This is a genomic window from Janthinobacterium sp. GMG2 (assembly GCF_033949445.1).
Lineage (GTDB): Bacteria > Pseudomonadota > Gammaproteobacteria > Burkholderiales > Burkholderiaceae_D > Janthinobacterium > Janthinobacterium aestuarii.
On sequence record NZ_JAXAWA010000004.1, the window covers coordinates 448,390 to 469,652 of the forward strand.

Here is a 21,263-nt window from a genome sequence, read left to right on the forward strand (position 1 = left end):
GAATGAAGCGCTTATTTTCGCGCAAAATCAAGGTCCGTGTGCGTGCGCCGTACGCGTGGCCGGACGCGCCTTACAATGGGCGATCAGGAGTCTCGCAAGGAGTGGTCATGGAAATTGAATTGAAATTGTTGCTGGCACAGCAAGATGTATCGCGTTTGCGCGCGCACCCGCTGCTGGCGCAATCCACGCAAGGTGAGCCGCAACTGCTGCGGATGCACGATATCTATGTCGACACACCCGATCTGCAGCTGTGCCGCCACCAGGCCGGCTTGCGCGTGCGCCAGGTGGACGGCCGCTGGGTGCAAACCCTGAAGGCGGGCGGCACGGTCAGCGGCGGCTTGCACAGCCGCCACGAATGGGAGGGCGAGGTGCCGGGGCCGCAACCGGACCTGGCCGCGCTCGACTCGGTCATCGGCCGCAAGCAGCCCATCCGCGCGCTGCTGCGCCAGGACGCCATCCGCGACGCCTTGCGGCCCGTGTTTACCACGCGCATGGAGCGCACCGTATGGCAGTTGCGCACGCCGCAGGGCGACGAGATCGAATGCGTGCTGGACCAGGGTGTCATTGAAAGCGGCGCGGATGGCGCCGCGCGCAGCGTGCCCGTCAGCGAGATCGAACTGGAATTGAAGCAGGGGCAGGCGTCCAGCCTGTTCGACGTGGCGCTGGCCCTGCTGCAGGAGGTGCCGCTGCAGCTGGGCCATATGAGCAAGGCGGAGCGCGGTTACCGGCTGGCGGCGGCACAGCCTCTGCAGGCGGTCAAGGCACAGCCCCTGGCGCTGGACGCGGCCATGTCCGTGGAACAGGTATTCCTGGCCATCGCCAGCAATTGCCTCGAACAAGTGAGCGGTAACCAGGATGGCGTGGCGGGAGGCGAGGACGTGGAAAGCGTGCACCAGATGCGCGTGGGCCTGCGCCGTTTGCGCTCGGCGCTGGGCATGTTCAAGTCGCTGCTGGCGCTGCCGGACGCCTTGAAGGGCGAACTCGAGTGGCTGGGCGGCGCGCTGGGCGAGGCGCGCGACTGGGATGTGTTGGCGGGCAATACCCTGGCGCAGCTCGATGGCGAGGCGGCCACGGATGCGGCTGCGCTGGCGGAGGCGGCGCACGCGCAGGCGCGCCTCAAGCACGAACAAGCGGCCCAGGCCGTCACCTCGGCGCGCTACACGGCCTGCATGCTGGGCTTGCAGCGCTGGCTGCAGGCGCGCGCCTGGCGCGACAGCTGTTCCGCGCGCCAATTGCGGCGCCTGGATGCGCGCGTTTCGCCATTTGCCCGCGCGACCTTGCGCAAGGACCAGCGCCGCCTGATAAAGCGTGGCAAGCGTTTGCTGCATGCGACGCCGCAGCAGCGCCACCGGGTGCGCATCGCGGCCAAGAAGACGCGCTACGCGACGGAATTTTTTGCCTCGCTGTTTGCGGGCAGGGCCGTGAAACCGTACGTGGGGCGGCTGTCGGCCTTGCAGGATGAACTGGGCTGGCTCAACGATGTGCAGGTGGCCGACCGGCTGCTGCGGCAATTGCCCGAAGTTCAGACTGACCAGCCCGGCCAGGCTGACCAGTCCGTACAGGACGGGCTGCGGCTGCATGCGGCCTTCGTGCGCGGCTATCTGGCGGCGCGCGCGCAGGCGCAAGGCAGCGATGGCCGCATGCACAAGGCCTGGCGGCGCTTCAAGGCGGCCCGCTTGCCGGCCTGAGCCCGGCTAGGCCAGCGGGCGTTGCAACTGGCGCTCGAGGATGGCCAGCGGCGACTTGTGCGGAGCGGCCATGGCGCGCACGGGCAGCAGCCAGGTTTGCTCCAGCGCATGCTGTCCCCGCAGGGCCGCGTGCGATACGGCGTCGCTGAAGACGATCCACGTCTGGCCCGGCGCAAACGCATGCGTGTGCTGTTCCACCTGCGCCTGGTAGCCGAGGTCGGCCTTCATGGCGTCGTGCAGCTGCAGCATGTAGTGATCGTAGGCCGTGCGCCGCGACTTGGTGACGCGCAGCCATTGCAGCAGGGCCGCCAGCACCGGTTGCGGACGTTTCGCGACGGGCAGGAAATGCTGCGCGACCTGCTCGAATGGCGCGCCCAGTTTCCACACGCGGGGTGCGTCGCGGGGATGGATGTTGGTGAACACGCGCAGGATGCGCCGGCCCTGCGTGGGCGAGGAGGGAAAGCTGTCGACGTGCAGGCGCGTATCGTCCTTGCGCCAGGAAGTTACGCGGCCGGCGATTTCCACGGGACGAAAGCTGCCTTTGCCTTGCTGCAGATGGGGGCAATAGCCAGGCAGCAAGCCGGCCAGCAGGCGCTGCGTGTGCCGCGCATAGCGCTGCATCAGCGCGGCCAGCAGGGTCGCATCGTAGGCGTCGCCATGGCCGCGCACGCCGCGCACCGGTTCCCAGCTGATGTTCTTGGCGCTGCTGGCGCTACCCACAGCGCCGTTCAGCAGCGCATGCTCTTCCTGTCGCAGGGGAAAGCCCAGCGCGGGCAGCAGCAGCACCTGCCCATCTTCGAGTGCCTGCTGCGCCGCCGCCTGCTGTGCGGCGCTGCCGCTGGCGTCCCACCTGTCCAGGGAAATATCGATGAGTTTGCTCATGGCACAAACGGGTAAGACATCGGAGCGGCCAGTATGGGCGCTTGCCGCCCGCTCCCGTTTGCGCTGGCGCAGATGCAGTTCACGGTGTGGCGCGATCGCGGTCCACATAAAACCAGCCCGGCGGCCAGCGCGCCCTCAGTAAGCGAGGCGGCCCGGCACGCTTACTTCGATCTGCGTGCCGGCGCCTGGCCGGCTGTCGATGCGCAGGCTGGCCGCGATGCCGGCGGCGCGCTCGCGCATGCCGACCAGGCCCCAGTGGCCGGGCCGCTGGCCCGCTTGCGCCACGGCGTCATCGAGGCCGCAGCCGTCGTCGCGCACGCGCAGGGTGAATGCCTGTTCCGCATAGTCGAGTTCCAGCACGATGTTGGCCGCTTCGGCATAGCGCGAGGCATTGAACAGCGCTTCGCGCGCGATCGCATAGATCTCGTCATGCACGCGCGGCTGCAGGCGCCGGCAGGTGCCGCTCACATGCACGGTGAACGCGTGCGCGCGGTGCTCGGCCAGGCCCTTGCCGAATTGCTGCAGCGCGAGGCGCAGTTCGTCCGGTTCGGCCGAGGCGCGCAAGTCCATGATCTGGTCGCGTCCTTCGATCAGCAGCTGGTCGGCCAGGTTGAGGGTGCCGTCGAGGCGCGCCCGTTCGCGCGTGCCCTTGGGCAGCATGTCCGCATGCGCATGGAATGACAGGATCAGGCCCTGCACGCTTTGCAGCAGGGTGTCGTGCAGCGAACGGGCGATGCGCGAGCGTTCGGCCAGGCGTTCCTGCAAGCGTTCCTGCAGCCGCTCCTGCATGTTGCGCGTCAGGTGGCGGATGCGCAGCACATAGCCGCCATACAGCAGCAGCGCGGCGCCCAGCGCCAGCAGCACGATGAACCACGGCGTTTGCACGAAGGCGGGCGCGATGACGATGGCTAGCCCTGTCCCTTGCGTGTTCCACACGCCGTCTTCGTTGGCGGCCGTGACCTCGAAGCGGTAGCTGCCGGGCGCGAGGTTGGTATAGTAGGCTTCGCGGCGTCCGACCGCTTCTTGCCAGCCGGCATCCACGCCCGTCAGTTTGTAGCGCAGGCGCACGCGTTCCGGCATCGACAGGCTCAGGGCCGTGAAGCCGATCTGCAGGGTCTTGCTGCCTTGCGGCAGGTGCTGCGGCTTGCCATCGTCCAGCGCGTAACGCACGCCATTGGCCAGCAGGCTGTGGATCTGCACGGGCGGCGCCAGGGCGTTGCGGCGGATATGCAGCGGGTCGAGCATGCCGATGGTGGCCGAGGTGGAAAACCACAGCTTGCCATCGGGCGCATGGATCAGCGACGGCACGGGGCGCAGCTGCGAGGCATGGCCCTGCAAGCCGTCAAGCGCGTCGAAGCGTTCGGAGGCGACGGCGCTGCCGTCGCGCATCCACGCGGCCAGGCTGGCGGCGCCGATATGGGCTATGCCGTCCGCGCCATGCAGCCACAGGTCGCCGTCCGGCAGGCGCACGATGCCCGACACGCCGCGAAATACCGTGCCGCGCGCGCCGCGCAAGGTGTGGAAGCGGCCGGCGCGGTACAGGGCCACGCCGTTTTCGCCGCCGGCCCACATCGTGTCGCCATCGCGGTACAGCTGCAGCACGGTGCCCACTTGCAGTCCCTCGGGCGCGCCAAGCCGCCTGACGGCGCCCGCGCGCTGGCCGTCGGCCACCAGGCTGATGGTATTGTCGGCATGGCCCAGCCAGACGGTGCCCGCGCCATCCATCGCCATGGCTGTCGTCAGCACCGTCGGCAAGCCCGAGAGGCCGCCGTTCGCGCTCCATTTTCCTTCGCTCAGGCGAAACAGGCCGCCGCCGGAAAACGAGGCCCACAGGGCCCCCGAGCGGTCTTGCTGCAGCGCCTGCGGATCGAGTCCCTGCACGGGCGTCGCCACGCGCGTCATGGCGCCGTTGCGCGCGCGGTGGTGGAGTTCCTGCTCGTTGCCCAGCCACAGCGTGCCGTCGGGCGCCCAGTGGCTGGCCGCCAGCGCCCCTTTCAAGATCACTTTTTTCATGCCATCGGCCGTAAAGCTGCGCACGTCGCTCACGTAGTCGCCGATCCACACGTCGCCGTCGGGCCCCGGCAGCATGCCGGGATGGTCGAAGGGCACGGCAACGGCCAGGGTCTTCAGGCGGTTCGGCCGCAGCCGGTCCAGGCCCGTCGAGGTGCCGAACCACAGATTGCCTTCGCGGTCCTGGAACGAGGTCTGCGGCAGCGGGCCGCTGATGCCGTTCTGGCGCGTCAGGCGCTGGGCCGGCAGGCTGGGGCCGGAAGGGTCGAACTTGCGTTCGATGCCATCGGGCTGCATCAGCCACATGGTGCCGGCGCGGTCGAAGCGGATGCTGTTGCCCCTGGCGTCGGGCCGGATGGGCGCATCGCCGCGCGGCGCGCTGGTGCGCACGCGGTAGTAATTGCTTTGCGCATCGACGGCCCAGATGGCGCCGTCGGGCGCTTCATCCATGCCGGTGAGGATGGTGCGCGGCCAGGCGTGGGAAAAGCGCGTCTCGCCCGGCTTGCGGAAGTAGGCGCCAAGCATGGTGCCCACCCACTGCGTGCCATCGCGGGCGAACAGGATTTGGTACACGCGCTTGTCGGGCAGTCCCACGTTGGCCGCTTGCGCAACGAAACGGTCCGCACCCGGCGCCAGGCGCGCCGCGCCATCGCGCGTGCCGACCCAGATGGCGCCGTCGGGTGCCACTTCGATGTGGAACACGGCGCCCGGCGGCAAGCCGTCCGCTTCGCGGTAGGTGCGCGTGCCATCCTTGCGAAAGACGCTGACGCCGCCGAGGCGGTAGCCGACCCACACGGCGCCGTCGGCCGGCGTGGCCAGGCCCAGCACATTGCTCGACGGCAGGCGGTGGCCGTACACGCTGTCGACCCTGTCGAAGCGCACGCCATCGTAGCGATACAAGCCGGTGGCCGTGGCGATCCAGAGCCAGCCATCGTTGCCCTGGGCGAATTTCAGCACATCGACGGGCGCGCCTTGCAGGGCACCCCAGGCGTTGTGGGTGTAATCGGACAGCAGGGGCGATGGGGCGGCCGCGCACGCGTGCAGGTGGCACGCCAGCAGGGGTAGGATCAACAGGCGGCGCAGCAGGCGGGCGGACATCGTGGCAGAGGGAGATAGCGGTGGCGGGGCAGTGATTGTAGCGCAGCGCCGGGCCTTTCAGCAGGCAAAAAAAAGCCTGCGCGGGGTGGCGCAGGCTTCTTTTCGCCCTACGTTGACAAGGTTCCGCGCTTACGCGAAGTTCTTGGCAACGAAGTCCCAGTTGACCAGGCCCCAGAACGTTTCCACGTACTTGGCGCGCAGGTTGCGGTAGTCGATGTAGTAGGCGTGTTCCCAGACGTCGCAGGTCAGCAGCGGCTTGTCGCCGGTGGTCAGCGGGCAGCCGGCGTTCGAGGTGTTGACGATGTCGACGGAGCCGTCGGCTTTTTGCACCAGCCAGGTCCAGCCCGAACCGAAGTTGCCCACGCACGACTTGGTGAATTCTTCCTTGAACTTGTCGAACGACGACCATTTGGCGTTGATCGCGTCAGCCACGGCACCCGCAGGCGCGCCGCCGCCGGCCGGCTTCATGCCGTTCCAGTAGAAGGTGTGGTTCCATACCTGGGCTGCATTGTTGAAGATGCCGCCCGACGATTTCTTGATGATCTCTTCCAGCGACAGGTTCTCGAACTCGGTACCCTTGATCAGGTTGTTCAAGTTGGTGACATACGCCTGGTGATGCTTGGCATAGTGGTATTCCAGGGTTTCTTTCGAAATATGCGGCGCCAGAGCGTCCATTTCATATGGCAGTGGTGGCAGAGTATGTTCCATGTGATGTCCCTTTATGGTGAGTGTTCGGAGTCTTCCAGCCTGTGGCCGGAGGGTTGAGCCAAGCTTGCTTGAAGCAGGCATTCTTGCTGAACGAGCCACTATTGTAAAGCGGATGCGCCATTGCTGCAGATTCCGGCACGCGTCGCGGATGCCTTTGGCGTAGTGATTCTCGTTCAGCCTGAATCGGGCGGAAAAGTTCCCGGTCGCAAGCCTCAACGGATGCGCCGGGTGGTTTCCCTGACGATCAGTTCCAGCGGTGGAATGGCCGCCTGCACGGCCTCGCCATTGATCAGCCCCAGCAGCGCTTCCGTGGCGATGCGGCCGATGTCGTACAGGGGCTGGTGGATGGTCGTCAGCGGCGGCGTCGTGTAGGACGAGCCGGGCAAGTCATCGAAACCGACGAGCGAGATATCGTCGGGCACGCGGATGCCCTTGCGGTACAGGCACAGGCGCACGCCGTAGGCGGACAGATCGTTGGCGGCGAAGACGGCGCTGAATTGCTGCTGCGTATCGAACAAATGGTTCATGGCCAGCATTCCGCTTGCCTCGTGGAAATCGCCTTCCACCATCAGCTTCGGGTCGATGGCGATGTCCGCTTCGCGCAGCGCGCGCTGGTAGCCCGTCAGGCGCTCGGCCGCATCCGTGTTGTTGGCGGGGCCCGCCACGAAGGCGATGCGGCGGTGGCCCAGTTCCACCAGATGGCGCACGGCCAGGTAGGCGCCGTATTCGTTGTCGAGCTTGAAGCCGATGGCGCTTTTCGTGGCCAGCAAGCGGCCCGTCGAGACGATGGGCCGCTGTTGCGAGAAATCGAGCACGCTCTCGTCCGAGATGCGCCCCGACAGCAGGATGATGCCGTCGACCTTCCTTGCCAGCAGCAAGCGGATGCGATCGGCCTCTTCCTGGGCATTCCAGTGCCCGCTGACGATGACGGACGCATAGCCCGTGTCCTTCAAGCCGTCGTCCACGCCGCGCAGGCTTTCGTCGAAGAAGGGGCTGGAAATATCCTGCACCACGATGCCGATGGTCATCGAGCGGCCCTTCTTCAGACCTTGCGCCATCTGGTTCGGCGCGAATTTCATGTGCGCGATGGCCGCCAGCACGGCATCGCGCTTGTCGTCGGAGACCCTGGCCGTGCCATTGAGGATGCGCGAGACGGTACTGGGCGACACGCCGGCCTGGCGGGCCACGTCGAGCAGGGTGGAAGGGGGAGCAAGGCGGGCGCTATCGTTCAAGGTGATTCCTGGGTATCAAGATGACTGGTTCTCAGTGCTCTGAAAACCTTTTCATCGAAAGATTACCATAAATGGCTACAGGGCCGTCGGTCGGGGTAGGTCGGAGTAGGTCGGGTTAGCCCGCAGGGCGTAAGCCGACACAGCGCAGCCAACAATGCGTCGGGACCATGCCTCTTGCGCCAACAATGTTGTCGGATTACGCGCGTAGCGCTAATCCGACCTACGCTTGAAAACGTTTTCACGAAAAACAACAGCATCTTGAAATGGCGGATTTTTGTGTCTTTTCATAGGAGAACACGCGCCATGGCATGGACCTTGCCACGCTGCCCTCAATAAAAATGACAACTTTTTCGATTGACTTGATTTTCTTTGCGGTGTTAAATGAGCACATGTTGTGAAAACGTTTTCAAGATAGAAGACGCTCAATAAACGGAGATGAAATAATGAAGTCAAGCATCCTTGGCGCCGCCCCTTTGGCAGCGCTGACCCTGGCCGCCAGTGTGGCCGCCGCACCCGCAGCCGTCCCGCCGGCCGCCGCCCTGCCGGCGCTGGCCCCGGCCACGATTACCGTCGCCTCGTTCCCCGACCTGGACCGCGCCGTGAAAACAGCCTTGCCCCTGTGGGAAAAGCTGTATCCGCAAGTGAAGGTCAAGCTGGTCAGCCTGCAGATCGACGACCACCATAACTCGATGACGACGGCGCTGGCGGCCGGTGCGCGCCTGCCCGACGTGATGGCCATCGACTTCCGCTATGTCGGCAGCTTCGCCGAATCGAAGGGCATGGAAGATTTGCTGCAGCCGCCATACGGGGCAGGGCAGTACCGCGCCCAGTTCGTGCCGTTCACGTTCGTGCAGGCGACCAGTTCGCGCGGCACCCTGGGCGCCATGCCGGCCGACCTGGGGCCTGGCACCTTGTTCTACCGCAAGGACTTGATGGACAAGGCGGGCATCAAGGAAACCGATCTGACGCAATCGTGGGAGTCATATATCGCCGCCGGCAAGAAGCTCAAGGCCGCCACCGGCACCTATCTGCTGGCCGGCGCCAGCGACCTGGCCGATATCTATATCCGCGCCAATTTGAAAGATGGCGAAGGCATCTATTTTGGCGACAAGGGCCAGGTGCTGGTCGACTCGCCCCGCTTCGTCAAGGCGTTCGAACTGGCCAAGGCGGCGCGGGTCGCCGGCATCGATGCGCGCACCGTGGCCTGGACGGGCGAGTGGGCCGAAGGCTTCAAGCGCGACAAGGTGGCCAGCCAGATGATGGGTTCGTGGTTGAGCGGCCACCTGGCCAAGTGGCTGGCGCCCGATTCCAAGGGCCAGTGGCGCGCGGCGAGCCTGCCGGCCGGCGCGCTGGCATCCTACGGCGGCTCGTTCTACGGCATCCCGAAAAAGGCGGCGAATAAAACCCAGGCCTGGGAATTCATCAAGTTCATGACCGTCAACAAGGATATCCAGCTGCACTCGCTCAAAGAGATCGGCGCCTTCCCGGCCCTCAAGGCCGCGTATGCGGACCCGATGATGGACGAGCCGCAGCCGTATTTCGGCGGCCAGAAGACGCGTTTGCTGGCGCGCGACACGGCGGCGAAAATCCCCGTCATCCGCGTCGACAAGTTCGACGCCGTGGCGCGCGACATCGTCAACATGGAACTGGAAAGCGTGCTGGCGCAAAACAAGGATATCAAGACGGCGCTGGCCGACGCCAAGGCCCTGATCACCCACCGCGCGCGGCGCTAGGAGCAGCATGACTACTTCCATGCCTTGTACCGATGGCGCGCCCGCTGCTGCTGCAGCGAGGCCCGCCAGGAAACGCTTCAACATGAAGAAGTGGGCGCCGTATATTTTCATCAGCCCCTTCTTCATCCTGTTCGCCGTCTTCAGCCTGTTCCCGCTGCTGTTTTCCATCTATCTGTCGTTCAACCAGTGGGAAGCGGCCAGCGGCGTGGAAGCCATGCAGTGGGTGGGGCTGGACAACTACAAGTATGCCTTGAGCGACCCGTGGTTCTTGCGCTCGCTGGGCAATACCGTCTGGCTGGCGCTGGCCTCGGGCGTGCCGCAGCACCTGGTGGCCATTCCGCTGGCAGCGTTCATCCACAACAGCTTCAAGCGCTCGCGCAACCTGGTGATCGGCATTTACTTTTTACCGTTCATCACGTCCAGCGTGGCCATCGCCATGGTCTTCAATACCCTGTTCTCGCGCGACTATGGCCAGATCAATGTGCTGATCCAATGGTGCGCCAGCCTGCCGCTCGTCGGCGGCCTGTTTCCGGCGGAATCGATCGACTGGCTGGGCAGCTCGCTGTTCATCAAGCCGGCCGTCGCCTTCGTCATTTTCTGGCGCTACCTGGGCTGGAACCTGGTGCTGTATCTGTCCGCGCTGCAGGTGATCCCCAAGGATTTGTATGAAGCGGCCACCATCGACGGTGCGTCGAAACGCCAGCAATTCTGGTACATCACCTTGCCGCAGCTGCGCCCCATGATCTACCTGGCCGTGACACTCACCATCATGGGCAACCTGCAGCTGTTCGAGGAACCGTTCGTGCTGGTGGCCGAATCGAGCGGCGTGAGCCAGTCGGTGATGACGACGGCCATCTTCGTCTACAAGACGGCGTTTTCCTCGGGCGACTTCGGCACGGCGTCGGCCATTTCCTGGCTGCTGTTCCTGATCATCGCCAGCACCACCTGGGTCAACAACCGCATCTTCAGCCGCAATGAACGCAAGGAGGTCCGATGAAAACCACCCGCTGGACGGCCTACGCCATGGTGGCCATCGGCGCCCTGATCATGGTCGCGCCGTTCTACTTCATGTTCGTCTTCGCCACGCACACGAGCGCCGAGATCTACAGCCTGCCGCCGCCGCGCTGGTTCGGCACGGCCCTGCTCAACAACATCGAGCTGCTGCAGGAGCGCCTGCCGTTCTGGCGCAATATCGGCATCAGCCTGTACGTGGCCCTGATGACGACGGCGCTGACCTTGTTCTTTTGCTCGCTGGGCGGCTATGCGTTCGCCATGTACGAGTTCCGCTTCAAGCGGCCCCTGTTCACCCTCGTGATGGCGTCGATGATCATCCCGTCTTTCATGAACATGATTCCGACCTTCATGCTGATGGATTTCCTCGGATGGCTGGACCAGCCGCGCGCCCTGTACGTGCCTGGCGCGGCCGGCGCATTGGGGATTTTCCTCATGCGCCAGTACATCGGCACGGCGATTCCGAAGGATCTGATCGAGGCGGCGCGCATCGACGGCTGCGGCGAATTCGCCATCTACTGGAGAGTCGTGCTGCCGCTGATCGGTCCCGCCATGGGCACCCTGGGCCTGATCACCTTCATCAACTCGTGGAACAACTTCATCACGCCGCTGGTCGTCATGCGCTCGGTCGAGAACTACACGATCCCGCTGGCCCTGCGCAGCATGCAGGCGCCGAACAACACGGAGTGGGGCGCGCTGATGACGGGCGCCGCCATCGCCGTGCTGCCGCTGCTGCTCATGTTTTTTGTCGCCTCGAAGCGTTTAATTGAAGGACTGACCCAGGGCGCCGTCAAAGGCTAGCACTTTTTTTCATCCACTCACACTGACATGACCACCATGCATAACGACGATATTGACACCAACTTTCCCGCCACCTTCACCTGGGGCGTGGCCACCAGCGCCTACCAGATCGAGGGCGCCGCCGCCATCGACGGCCGCGGCCCATCCATCTGGGATACCTTCAGCCATACGGATGGCAAGATCATCGACGGCAGCAATGGCGACGTGGCCTGCGACCACTATCACCGCTACGCGGAGGACGTGGAGCTGATCGCCAGCCTGGGCGTGAACGCCTACCGCTTTTCCATGTCCTGGTCGCGCGTGCAGCCCACGGGTTCCGGCGCCTGGAACGAGGCCGGCTTCGATTTCTATGGACGCCTGCTCGACGCCTTGGCCGCCAAGGGGCTCGACGCCCATCTGACCCTGTACCACTGGGACTTGCCGCAAGCCTTGCAGGACGAGGGCGGCTGGCTCAATCGCGCCACCTGCTACCACTTTGCCGCCTACGCGGCCGAAGTGGCGCGCCGCTTCGGCCACAAGGTCGCCAGCATCGCTACTCATAACGAACCGTGGTGCACGGCCGTGCTGGGCCACGGCACGGGCCAGTTCGCGCCCGGCATGGCCGACCCGGCCGCCGCCGTGCAAGTGTCGCACCATCTGCTGCTGTCGCACGGCCTGGCCATGCAGGCGATGCGCGCCGTCAATCCGCCCGCGAAACTGGGCATCGTGCTCAATCAATGGACGGCCACGCCGGCCACTGACAGCGCCCAGGACCGCGAGCTGGCCGAACTCGAATATGCGCGCTCGGTGCAGTGGTATATGGACGCCATCTTCAAGGGCCGTTACCCGGCGCTGGCCCTGAAACACGTCGACGCTTCTGCTTTAGCTATCTTTGAAAACGATTTCATAGATATCAAGCAACCCATCGATTTCCTTGGCGTGAACTACTACACGCGCGCTTTCATGAGTGCCGAGACGCCGCCGCGCAAGCCCGAGTGCAAGCTCGGTGTCAACGACATGGGCTGGGAAACCTATCCGCAGGGCTTGACGGAACTGCTCGTCGGCCTGCACCGCGAATACCGGCTGCCGCCCGTCTACATCACGGAAAACGGCATGGCCGTGGCCGACAAGCCCGTCGACGGCAAGATCCACGACGCGCCGCGCATCGAGTACGTGCAGCTGCACCTGGACGCCTTGCGCGCCGTGATCGCGCAGGGCATCGACGTACGCGGCTATTTCTACTGGAGCCTGATGGACAACTTCGAGTGGAACTCGGGCTATGCCAAGCGCTTCGGCATGGTCTACGTCGATTACGCCACGCAGCAGCGCAGCTTCAAGGACAGTGCCCTGTGGTACCGCGACTTCATCGCCGCGCAGCGCGCGTCCCACGCCGCTGTCCTGGCCGAGGAGCACTGACATGGCCGCCATTTCCCTGCGCGGCATCCGCAAGACCTATGGCGACGGCCCGGAAATCGTCAAGGGCCTGGACCTCGATATCCACGACGGCGAATTCATGGTCTTCGTCGGGCCATCCGGCTGCGGCAAGTCGACCCTGCTGCGCATGATCGCGGGACTGGAAGACATCAGCGCGGGCCAGCTGCGCATCGGCGACCTGCTGGCCAACGACGTGGCGCCGGCCGAGCGGGGTATCGCCATGGTCTTCCAGAGCTACGCCCTGTACCCGCACATGACGGCGCGCGACAACATGGGCTTTGCCTTGAAACTGGCGGGCAAGCCGGAAGCGGAAGTGCGCGCGGCCGTGGGCAAGGTGGCCGAGATCTTGCAGATCACGCACCTGCTTGACCGCAAGCCCAAGGCCTTGTCGGGCGGTGAGCGGCAGCGTGTGGCCATCGGCCGCTCCATCGTGCGCCAGCCCAAGGTGTTCCTGTTTGACGAGCCGCTGTCCAATCTCGACGCGTCCTTGCGCGTGCAGACGCGCATCGAGCTGGCCAAGCTGCACCAGGAACTGGGCACCACCATGATCTACGTGACCCACGACCAGGTCGAAGCCATGACCCTTGGTGACCGGGTCGCCGTCTTCCACGGCGGCCACCTGGAGCAGGTGGGTGCGCCGCTGGACCTGTACCGCCAGCCGGCCAGCCAGTTCGTGGCCGGCTTCATCGGCGCGCTGCGCATGAATTTCTTGCCGTGCGCCGCCGTCCCCGCGCTGGCCAGCCAGCTTGGCGGCGAGGCGGGCATGCTGGTTGGCATACGCCCCGAACACCTGCGCCTGGTGCCGCGCCACGAGGGCTATGGCGCTACGGTGACCCTGATCGAGCAGCTGGGCGACGCGCAAATCATTCACGCGATGCTGGACGGCAGCCCGCACGCGGTGGCCATCAAGCTGCACGGCGAGGCGCGCCACGCGCTGGCGCAGGGCAGCGCCATCGGCTTTGCACCGGAAGAAGGCCATGCCTTTCTATTCGACACGGCCGGTCGCGCCGTGGCTACCCATTGACCCCGCACGGAGGCGACATGACTTCAGATTGACACCCAAAAAATGTGCAGCAATAGCCAAAGAGCTATGTGATCATCAATCAACCAGCGGTACAGGAGACAACAACAATGCAACAGCTCAAACGCAATACCATCGCCCTCAGCCTGGCGCATGCGACCTTCGCCCAGTTCATCTTGCTGGGCAGCGGCGCCGCCATGGCCCAGGAGGCAGCCGCCACCGACGCGGCAAAACCGGCAGCCGAACAGATGGACCGCATCGTCGTCACGGCCACGCGCCGCAATACCTTCGTGCAGGAGACGCCGCTGGCCGTCACCGCCTTCAACCAGGACACCCTGCAAAACAACCAGGTCAAGGATCTGGCGTCGCTGGCCACCATGGTGCCGAGTCTCGTCGTCGAGCAGCATGGCGACTCGGGCGGCGTGCACGTCTACATGCGCGGCGTCGGTTCGGCCAACCACACGGAGCTGGGCGACCCGGCCGTCGCCTTCTATGTCGATGGCGTGTATTCGCCGCGTCCCCAGGGCGCCACGGCGCTGATGTATGACCTGTCGCACGTCGAGGTGGCGCGCGGACCGCAGGGCACGCTGAACGGCCGCAATTCGACTGCCGGCGCCGTCAACCTCGTGTCGGCCGCGCCTAGCACGGCCAAGTTCATGGGTTCGGCCGGCATCACCGTGGGCGACAAGCGTCACCTGCAGACGCAGGGCATGATCAATATCCCGTTTTCCGACGACGTGGCGCTGCGCATCGCCGCCATCAAGGATAGCCATGACGGCACGGTGGACTTCCGCCGCGGCTCGAACGTCATGCCGGGCACGGCCAAGTATGGCGCCGGCGACCAGATGGGCGTGCGCGCCTCGCTGCTGTGGAAGTTCACGCCGCAGCTGCGCGGCACCTTCATCGCCGACTACTTCCTCGACCAGGGCGCCGGCAACGTCTACCTGGCGGCCGAACCGAAACGGGGCGAGAAGCTGCGTTCGGCCCTGATCGACACGCCGGGCACCCTGGACCAGTCGATTCTGACCTACAAGGGCAAGCTCAATTACAAGCCGACGGACGCGCTGGATTTCACGTACCTGGGCAGCTGGAGCCGCTACAAGCGCCAGAACAGCAACGACTCCGATGCGGGCCTGTTCCCCGGCTTCAAGTCGGAGAACCGCACGGACTGGGCGCAGTTCGACAGCTATTCGCACGAGCTGCAGGCGCGCTCGGACGACGACGCGCCGTTCCAGTGGGTGGCCGGCCTGTTCCTGTTCAATGAAAAGAACAAGGTGCGCTTCGATATCGACCGCAGCCAGATTTCGCAGGCGGCCGTGCAGCAGGATATCGCCAACGGCGCCGTGATCTTCGTGCAGCCGACCGTGGGCCAGTATGCGTCGTCGATGTCCTTCATCCAGGGCGACCGCCAGCTCAAATCGAAAGCCGTGTTCGGCCAGGTCAGCCAGCAAGTGACGGACCAGATCAAGCTGACGGCCGGCGCGCGCTACACGAAAGACCATAAATTCGACATCGGCGGCAAGAACTGGGCATGCCCGAACTGGCCGGCCAATACCCCGCTGGGCACCACGGTCCTCACTGCCGACCAGCTGCGCCAACTCGTTACGCCGGGCACGGGCCTGGCCAACACGCACAATATCGGCCCGGGCGGCGCCATCACGGCCGCCACCTGCGGCAATACGCCAGGCGACAATACGGCCGACCTGAAATACGGCCAGGCCACCTGGCTGGGCCGCATCGAGTACAAGCTGCGCCCGGACATCCTGCTGTTCGGTTCCGTGACGACGGGCTTCCATTCGCCGGCCATCGGCGACGGCGGCGCCACCACCAAGCCGGAAAAGCTGACCAGCTATGAAATCGGCTTCAAGTCGGACTTGCTGAACCGCGAACTGACCCTGAACCTCGACGCCTTCCTGATGAAGTACAAGGACAAGCTCGAGTCGCAGGTGGTCAACAGCGTGCTGGCCAACTTCAACGCGGCCGGCGCCACCGTCAAGGGCCTGGAAGCGGAGTGGGTGTGGCGACCAACGAAGGTCGACCGTCTGACGGGCAATGCCACCTGGCTCAAAGCCGTGTATGACGACTTCATGTCGTGCGACGTCGATGCGGCGCGCGCGAATGGCCAGTCCTGCGGTTCGACGGCGCCACTGGTGAACGTGGGCGGCAGCACCATGAAGCATGCGCCGAAGTTTTCCACCACCGTGCAGTACGAGCATGATTTCAATGTCGCCGGCGGCCAGATCACGCCGCGCGCTTCGGTGCACTATGAAACCATGTCGTACGTGGGGGCGGGGGCGTTCAACGGCGACGTGCCGGGCCATGCCGGCGTCAAGCGCCAGGAAGCCTACACGACCCTGGACCTGAGCCTGCGCTTCCAGCCGGCCAACAAGGCCTACACGGTCGAAGCGTTCGTGCAGAACGCCACGGACAAGGCGGTCAAGCTGGACGTCAATGAAATCTGCACGGACGTGGGCATGCCATGCCAGCCGACGCAGCAGATCTACGGCGCCTTCTACAACGCGCCGCGCACGTTTGGCGCGCGCGTGTCGATGAAGTTCTAAGTCAGGTAGTGTGAAAGAGCAGTTGCGGTAGCAGTCCACTCAGTAGGGAAGGTGTTGGGCCGGGGTTCTTCCCCGGCCTTTTTTATTCCAGCGCTTATTCCAGGCTGGCTTGCACGCTGGCGATGCCGACCTGCGCGCTGCCTTCGGCCAGGCGCACGTTGACGTTCTGGCGCGCCTGCAGCTGCGCCGGCGAGCGCACGATATTCCCTTTTTCATCGCGCAGTATCGCGTAGCCGCGCTCCAGGGTGCGCTGGGGATTCAGCAGTTCCAGCTGCGCCGCCAGGCCGTCGAGGCGGTGGCGCCGCTGGCCCAGCTGCTGCGCCATGGCCGCGCCGCTGCGCCGCTGCATTTCTACGAGCCGCGTGCGCGATGCCGTGACGTCGGGCCGCAGGTTGGCCCAGCGCGAGCGCAGGCGTTCGAGCGCGTACTGCGACTGGTTCACGGGCGCGCGCGCCGCATGCGTCATGGCCGTCGACAGGGCCAGCAGCTGCAATCGCTGCTGCTGCTGCTGCGCCTTCGGGTTGAGCAGGCGGCGGCTGTGGCGGTCCAAGGTTTGCGCCGCGTCATCGAGGCTGCGGCGCATGGCGCGGCGTAGGTCGGCCGCATCGGCGCGCAGGGATGCCATCCAGTCGGCGCGCGGCGTGGCCGCCAGTTCGGCCGCCGCCGTCGGCGTGGCCGCGCGCAGGTCGGCCGCGAAGTCGGCGATGGTGAAATCCGTCTCGTGTCCCACGCCGCTGATCACGGGCATGGAGCAATCGGCAATCGCATGCGCGACGGTTTCATCGTTGAACGACCACAGATCCTCGATGCTGCCGCCGCCACGGCACACGAGCAGCACGTCGCACTCGGCCCTTGTCGATGCCGTGCGGATGGCGTGCGCGATCTTTTCCGGCGCCTGCTGTCCCTGCACGGGTGTCGGGTACAGAATGATGTTGACGTGCGGCGCGCGGCGCTTGAGCGCGATCAGCACGTCGCGCAGGGCGGCCGCCTGCGGGCTGGTGACGATGCCGATGCTGCGCGCGAACATGGGGATGGCGCGCTTGCGTTCCTGGTCGAACAGGCCTTGCGCTGCCAGCTTTTCCTTCAGGCGCTGGAACGCTTCGTACAGGGCGCCCACGCCGGCGCGGCGGATGGCTTCCACGTTGATCTGGTAATCGCCGCGCGCGCCATACAGGGTGACGAGGGCGCGCACTTCGACCTTGTCGCCTTCGCGCGGCGTGAAGCCCGCGTACTGGGCGCGGCCGCGGAACATCACGGCACGGACCTGGGCGCCATCGTCCTTCAAGGTGAAGTACCAGTGGCCGGAAGCGGCGCGCGTGAAGTTGGAAATCTCGCCGGCGATCCAGGTCAGAGGGAACGAGCGCTCGAGCAGGCGCGCGACAGCCTGGTTCAGGGCGCTGACGGTCAGCACGGGCGGGGCGGCAAAGCCGCTGTCAGTCGGGTTGTCGGTCATCATAAAGCTGGGAGCGGGAAGGCAACTGTCCACATATTATCGGCGAGGTCATGCTTATGTCATATATCGCGCAAAACAACAAGTTCTATTTCTAAGTAATTGATTTCATGATGAATTCCCCGTATGCCTGATTTGCGTGCACAGGGAAAAAATCCTTTAATATCAAGCACATCAGTGTAGCCCCTGCCACTTACGCACAAAGTTATCCACAGAAAGTGTGCGGAACTTTTTGCCTTGGACAAACATGGCAGGGCTGGCCCTGATCGAGCGATAAAAGTGCCTTGCTACATTTTTGCGCACGGAAATAAAGTGCCTATGAATCAAGCGCTTAGTATGTCATGCATGGCCTTGCGCACAATCTTATCCACAAAAAATGTGCAGAACTCTGGCGCGGCACCGGATTTATCCACGGGAAGGCCCATGGCATGGCTTGCCTTAATTTTGCGCAGCATAAAAATAGTCTTACAAATCAAGGGTATAGCATCGTACCGTGCGCCTTGCTCACAATCTTATCCACAGAACGTGTGCAAAACTGCATAAACCGTTTCGTGGTTTGTCCGGGTTTTCCACCGTGTGAGCATGTTGAATTGCTGCCTTATTTTTCAGCAGAGAAAAAAATCCCTTTAGAATCAATGCTCTTGCATGGAGTCAATCGGCTTGCTCACAATCTTATCCACACTTTATGTGTGGAACTGCGCTGGCGGTGGAAAACTGCTGTTTTGAAGTGGAATCGGGCCGTGAAAAACACGCTTTTCAGCCAATGCCACATTTTTATGCATGGCAATAAAAACGATATAAATCAATGTACTTGGCGCGTATCCGTACGCTTGCGCACAATCTTGTCCACAGATTGTGTGCAGAACTTTGAGGGCATGTCTGGCGCCGATTGCGCGCTTGCTGCCACTTTTTTACGCATTGATTTAATTTCCTTTAAAATCAATGGCTTGATTACATTCCTCTGCTTTGCGCACAATCTTGTCCACAGTAAATGTGCAGAACTCTTCAAACATTAACTTATTGACATTGACTACTGTCGATAAGCTGCTATGCCTGTATTTTGCGCAGCACGATAATTCCAATGTAAATCAATGGCTTGCATGCTGTACTTCATGCTTGCTCACAATCTTATCCACACAAAGTGTGCAAAACTGGGCTCCCGCCAGCGCGCTGGGGACAGGTACCATGCAGGCGCCACTTGCCGCCGGCGCGGCAACGCGCTACATTGCGCCATTCCTGCGCGCACGTACAATCGGTCTTCGGCGCTCGGTACAATACAGGCTGTTCGGGCGATTCATCGCCTTCCCTTTACCAGGAGTTTCTTTTGCTCGCTATATTTCAAGCCGCTGGCTGGCCCATCTGGCTGTTGTTGATCGCTTCCATCGTTGCCCTGGCCCTGATCATCGAGCGCCTGCTGTATTTGCGCCGCGCCAAGATACTGCCCCGCAAGCTGTTCGATGAAGTGGTGCAGGTGTATCGCAGCGGCAAAATCACGCCGGACACGGTGGCCAAGCTGGAAAGCAATTCGCCGCTGGGCGTGGTGCTGGCCGCCGCCTTGCGCAATGTCGACGCGCCGCGCGACGTGATGAAGGAATCGATCGAAGAGGCGGGCAGCGGCGTGGCCCACACGCTGGAACGTTTCCTGACGACCTTGGGCACGATCGCCACCCTGGCGCCGCTGATGGGTCTGTTTGGCACGGTGGTGGGCATGATTGAAATCTTCGGCTCGCAAAACGCCAGCGGCTCCAATCCCGCACAATTGGCCCACGGCATTTCGGTGGCCCTGTATAACACGGGTTTCGGCCTGGCCATCGCCATGCCGACACTCGTCTTCTACCGCCACTTCCGCGCCCTCGTCGACAGCTTCGTCATTGACATGGAGCAGCAAGCGGTCAAGTTCGTCGACATCGTCCACAGTGGCCGCAAATGAACTTCCGCAAAGGCAAGGGGCGTGAAGACCCCGAAATCAACCTGATCCCGTTCATCGACGTGCTGCTGGTGATCCTGATCTTCCTCATGGTCAGCACCACCTACAGCAAGTTTACGGAGCTGCAGATCACCTTGCCGACGGCCGACGCCGAGCAGGCGAAGGAGAAGCCGCAGCAGATCGACGTCACCATCGACGCCAAGGGCAACTACACGGTCAACCGCGAGCCCATCTCGTTCCGCGACGTGGCCGGCCTGGCCGACGCCCTGCAGAACGCGGCGAAAGCGGCCAACGGCGGCAAGGCGCCCGCGCAGACGCCCGTCGTGGTGGTCAACGCCGACCAGTTCGCCATGCACCAGATGGTCATCCACGTGATGGAAGCGGCCCGCCTGGCCGGCTATGAAAAGCTGACGTTCGCGGCGCAAGCTGGGGGCAAGTAAGCTTCGACCGTTACCGGCAACAAAATTGGGGTCTGACCCGCCGGGTCAGACCCCAGCCCTTTACTCCTCCCCCCATGCCCACATCCTCCCCCGCCAAGCTTGAAACCACTCTCACCCGCGCCTGGCTGACGCGCGGCCCGCTGGCGTGCGCGCTGTGGCCCGTCTCCCTGCTGTTCGGCGCTTTGAGCAGTGTCAGGCGAGGCCTGTACCGGGCAAACCTCCTGACATCCGCGCGACTGCCCGTGCCCGTCGTCGTCGTCGGCAACATTTTTATTGGCGGCACCGGCAAGACGCCGTTGACGATCTGGCTGGTGCAAGCCTTGCGCGACGCTGGCATGCGCCCGGGCGTCATTTCGCGCGGCCATGGCAGCGCCGACCGTTCGCCGCGCGCCGTCACCGCTGCTTCCACGCCGCAGCAGGTGGGCGACGAGCCGCTGCTGATCTTTCAGCGCGGCGGCTGCCCCGTGATGGTGGGGCGCGACCGCGCGCAAGCGGGCAGGGCGCTGCTGGCCGCGCACCCGGACGTCGACGTGCTGGTGACGGACGACGGCTTGCAGCATTACGCCTTGCGGCGCGACGTGGAAATCGTGCTGTTCGACGGCCGCGGCGCGGGCAATGGCTGGCTGCTGCCGGCGGGCCCGCTGCGCGAATCGCCGCGCCGCCGGCGCGACGTGACGGTGATCAATGCGCCCGAGCTGGCGCCGGATCTGGTGGCCAGGGTCGCGCCGCAGGGCGGGCTGGTGGTGCAGATGCTGCTGGCCGGCGGCGTGGCCGAGCGCATGGTGAACCGCAGTGAAAGCGTGGCGCTTGCAACCCTGGCGGCCAGCGGCCGGCGCATCGTGGCGGCGGCCGGCATCGGCAACCCGCAGCGCTTCTTTGCCATGCTGCGCGGCGCCGGATTGGACTTCACGGAACTGCCCTTGCCCGATCATCACGACTTCCTCGACCAGCCATTTGCGGCACTCGACACGGATGTGATCTTGATCACCGAGAAGGATGCAGTAAAATGTGCGCAAATTGAATATCTCAAAGATGACCCGAGACTGTGGGTCGTCCCCGTCAGTGCGCGCATCGATAGCGCGCTGGCCCAACAAATTGTGGAGAAATGTCGTGGACGCTCGACTGCTTGATATCCTGGTCTGCCCTGTTTGCAAGGGTCCGCTTGAACACGATAAGAAGGCGCAGGAACTGATTTGCCGCGCCGACCGCCTCGCCTATCCTATCCGCGATGGCATCCCCATCATGTGGGCGGACGAAGCGCGCACCCTGCAAGACGCAGTGGAATAAC

17 protein-coding genes are annotated in these 21,263 nt (G+C 64.1%); 12 read left to right on the top strand and 5 right to left on the bottom strand.

The window, feature by feature from the left end; genetic code table 11:
- Positions 1–107 precede the first annotated feature (107 nt).
- Positions 108–1,688, top strand: coding sequence for a CYTH and CHAD domain-containing protein (locus tag SKZ59_RS17830; RefSeq protein ID WP_319992506.1), 1,581 nt, complete (start codon positions 108–110; stop codon positions 1,686–1,688).
- A gap of 6 nt (positions 1,689–1,694) precedes the next feature.
- On the opposite strand, the gene SKZ59_RS17835 is transcribed toward SKZ59_RS17830, so the two are convergent.
- The 4 genes from SKZ59_RS17835 to SKZ59_RS17850 form a co-directional block, all read right to left on the bottom strand.
- A complete protein-coding gene (locus SKZ59_RS17835) occupies positions 1,695–2,570 on the bottom strand; it encodes a Kdo hydroxylase family protein (RefSeq protein ID WP_319992507.1) in 876 nt (291 codons plus the stop codon).
- 135 nt (positions 2,571–2,705) lie between these two features.
- Positions 2,706–5,678, bottom strand: a complete 2,973-nt coding sequence (locus SKZ59_RS17840; RefSeq protein ID WP_319992508.1) for a triple tyrosine motif-containing protein — start codon at positions 5,676–5,678, stop codon at positions 2,706–2,708.
- Positions 5,679–5,807: 129 nt separating this feature from the next.
- The gene (locus SKZ59_RS17845) at positions 5,808–6,386 is read right to left on the bottom strand and encodes a superoxide dismutase (RefSeq protein WP_034751750.1); all 579 of its coding nucleotides are present in this window, start codon (positions 6,384–6,386) and stop codon (positions 5,808–5,810) included.
- A gap of 212 nt (positions 6,387–6,598) precedes the next feature.
- On the bottom strand, positions 6,599–7,618 hold the full coding sequence (locus SKZ59_RS17850) for a LacI family DNA-binding transcriptional regulator (RefSeq protein ID WP_128140218.1): 1,020 nt from the start codon (positions 7,616–7,618) through the stop codon (positions 6,599–6,601).
- 443 nt (positions 7,619–8,061) lie between these two features.
- Between SKZ59_RS17850 and SKZ59_RS17855 the strand changes: the two genes are divergently transcribed.
- The 6 genes from SKZ59_RS17855 (at position 8,062) to SKZ59_RS17880 (ending at position 16,158) form a co-directional block, all read left to right on the top strand.
- The gene (locus tag SKZ59_RS17855) at positions 8,062–9,351 is read left to right on the top strand and encodes an extracellular solute-binding protein (RefSeq protein WP_319992509.1); all 1,290 of its coding nucleotides are present in this window, start codon (positions 8,062–8,064) and stop codon (positions 9,349–9,351) included.
- A gap of 7 nt (positions 9,352–9,358) precedes the next feature.
- Entirely contained in the window at positions 9,359–10,348 is a 990-nt protein-coding gene (locus SKZ59_RS17860) for a carbohydrate ABC transporter permease (protein ID WP_034751747.1), read from the top strand.
- Complete coding sequence (locus tag SKZ59_RS17865) at positions 10,345–11,163, top strand: carbohydrate ABC transporter permease (protein WP_070282696.1); 819 nt, start codon at positions 10,345–10,347, stop codon at positions 11,161–11,163. The genes SKZ59_RS17860 and SKZ59_RS17865 overlap by 4 nt, the downstream gene beginning before the upstream one ends.
- Positions 11,164–11,190: 27 nt before the next feature.
- Positions 11,191–12,558, top strand: a complete 1,368-nt coding sequence (locus tag SKZ59_RS17870) for a GH1 family beta-glucosidase (protein ID WP_034751744.1) — start codon at positions 11,191–11,193, stop codon at positions 12,556–12,558.
- Between the two features lies 1 nt (position 12,559).
- The gene (locus tag SKZ59_RS17875; RefSeq protein WP_319992510.1) at positions 12,560–13,600 is read left to right on the top strand and encodes a sn-glycerol-3-phosphate ABC transporter ATP-binding protein UgpC; all 1,041 of its coding nucleotides are present in this window, start codon (positions 12,560–12,562) and stop codon (positions 13,598–13,600) included.
- A 107-nt stretch (positions 13,601–13,707) separates the two neighbouring features.
- The gene (locus tag SKZ59_RS17880; protein WP_319992511.1) at positions 13,708–16,158 is read left to right on the top strand and encodes a TonB-dependent receptor; all 2,451 of its coding nucleotides are present in this window, start codon (positions 13,708–13,710) and stop codon (positions 16,156–16,158) included.
- Between the two features lie 94 nt (positions 16,159–16,252).
- On the opposite strand, the gene xseA is transcribed toward SKZ59_RS17880, so the two are convergent.
- Positions 16,253–17,614 carry an exodeoxyribonuclease VII large subunit gene (gene xseA / locus SKZ59_RS17885; RefSeq protein WP_319992512.1) on the bottom strand — a complete coding sequence of 454 codons (1,362 nt, stop codon included), beginning with the start codon at positions 17,612–17,614 and terminating at the stop codon, positions 16,253–16,255.
- A 335-nt stretch (positions 17,615–17,949) separates the two neighbouring features.
- Between xseA and SKZ59_RS17890 the strand changes: the two genes are divergently transcribed.
- The 5 genes from SKZ59_RS17890 (at position 17,950) to SKZ59_RS17910 (ending at position 21,262) form a co-directional block, all read left to right on the top strand.
- Positions 17,950–18,624, top strand: coding sequence for a hypothetical protein (locus SKZ59_RS17890; protein WP_319992513.1), 675 nt, complete (start codon positions 17,950–17,952; stop codon positions 18,622–18,624).
- A 308-nt stretch (positions 18,625–18,932) separates the two neighbouring features.
- On the top strand, positions 18,933–19,538 hold the full coding sequence (locus SKZ59_RS17895) for a MotA/TolQ/ExbB proton channel family protein (RefSeq protein ID WP_070303928.1): 606 nt from the start codon (positions 18,933–18,935) through the stop codon (positions 19,536–19,538).
- The gene (locus tag SKZ59_RS17900; protein WP_121668760.1) at positions 19,535–19,975 is read left to right on the top strand and encodes an ExbD/TolR family protein; all 441 of its coding nucleotides are present in this window, start codon (positions 19,535–19,537) and stop codon (positions 19,973–19,975) included. Before SKZ59_RS17895 ends, SKZ59_RS17900 begins: the two co-directional genes overlap by 4 nt.
- 74 nt (positions 19,976–20,049) lie before the next feature.
- The gene (gene lpxK, locus SKZ59_RS17905) at positions 20,050–21,105 is read left to right on the top strand and encodes a tetraacyldisaccharide 4'-kinase (protein WP_319992514.1); all 1,056 of its coding nucleotides are present in this window, start codon (positions 20,050–20,052) and stop codon (positions 21,103–21,105) included.
- Positions 21,086–21,262: a Trm112 family protein gene (locus SKZ59_RS17910; protein ID WP_010395789.1), complete on the top strand. Its 177-nt coding sequence runs from the start codon at positions 21,086–21,088 to the stop codon at positions 21,260–21,262. Before lpxK ends, SKZ59_RS17910 begins: the two co-directional genes overlap by 20 nt.
- Position 21,263: the final 1 nt, after the last annotated feature.

Bases quoted from the DNA above. Each gene is read 5' to 3' on its own strand.
- SKZ59_RS17830 (WP_319992506.1), top strand. From the start codon at position 108: ATGGAAATTGAATTGAAATTGTTGCTGGCACAGCAAGATGTATCGCGT.
- SKZ59_RS17835 (WP_319992507.1), bottom strand. From the start codon at position 2,570: ATGAGCAAACTCATCGATATTTCCCTGGACAGGTGGGACGCCAGCGGC.
- SKZ59_RS17840 (WP_319992508.1), bottom strand. From the start codon at position 5,678: ATGTCCGCCCGCCTGCTGCGCCGCCTGTTGATCCTACCCCTGCTGGCG.
- SKZ59_RS17845 (WP_034751750.1), bottom strand. From the start codon at position 6,386: ATGGAACATACTCTGCCACCACTGCCATATGAAATGGACGCTCTGGCG.
- SKZ59_RS17855 (WP_319992509.1), top strand. From the start codon at position 8,062: ATGAAGTCAAGCATCCTTGGCGCCGCCCCTTTGGCAGCGCTGACCCTG.
- SKZ59_RS17860 (WP_034751747.1), top strand. From the start codon at position 9,359: ATGACTACTTCCATGCCTTGTACCGATGGCGCGCCCGCTGCTGCTGCA.
- SKZ59_RS17865 (WP_070282696.1), top strand. From the start codon at position 10,345: ATGAAAACCACCCGCTGGACGGCCTACGCCATGGTGGCCATCGGCGCC.
- SKZ59_RS17870 (WP_034751744.1), top strand. From the start codon at position 11,191: ATGACCACCATGCATAACGACGATATTGACACCAACTTTCCCGCCACC.
- SKZ59_RS17875 (WP_319992510.1), top strand. From the start codon at position 12,560: ATGGCCGCCATTTCCCTGCGCGGCATCCGCAAGACCTATGGCGACGGC.
- SKZ59_RS17880 (WP_319992511.1), top strand. From the start codon at position 13,708: ATGCAACAGCTCAAACGCAATACCATCGCCCTCAGCCTGGCGCATGCG.
- xseA (WP_319992512.1), bottom strand. From the start codon at position 17,614: ATGATGACCGACAACCCGACTGACAGCGGCTTTGCCGCCCCGCCCGTG.
- SKZ59_RS17890 (WP_319992513.1), top strand. From the start codon at position 17,950: ATGCATGGCCTTGCGCACAATCTTATCCACAAAAAATGTGCAGAACTC.
- SKZ59_RS17900 (WP_121668760.1), top strand. From the start codon at position 19,535: ATGAACTTCCGCAAAGGCAAGGGGCGTGAAGACCCCGAAATCAACCTG.
- lpxK (WP_319992514.1), top strand. From the start codon at position 20,050: ATGCCCACATCCTCCCCCGCCAAGCTTGAAACCACTCTCACCCGCGCC.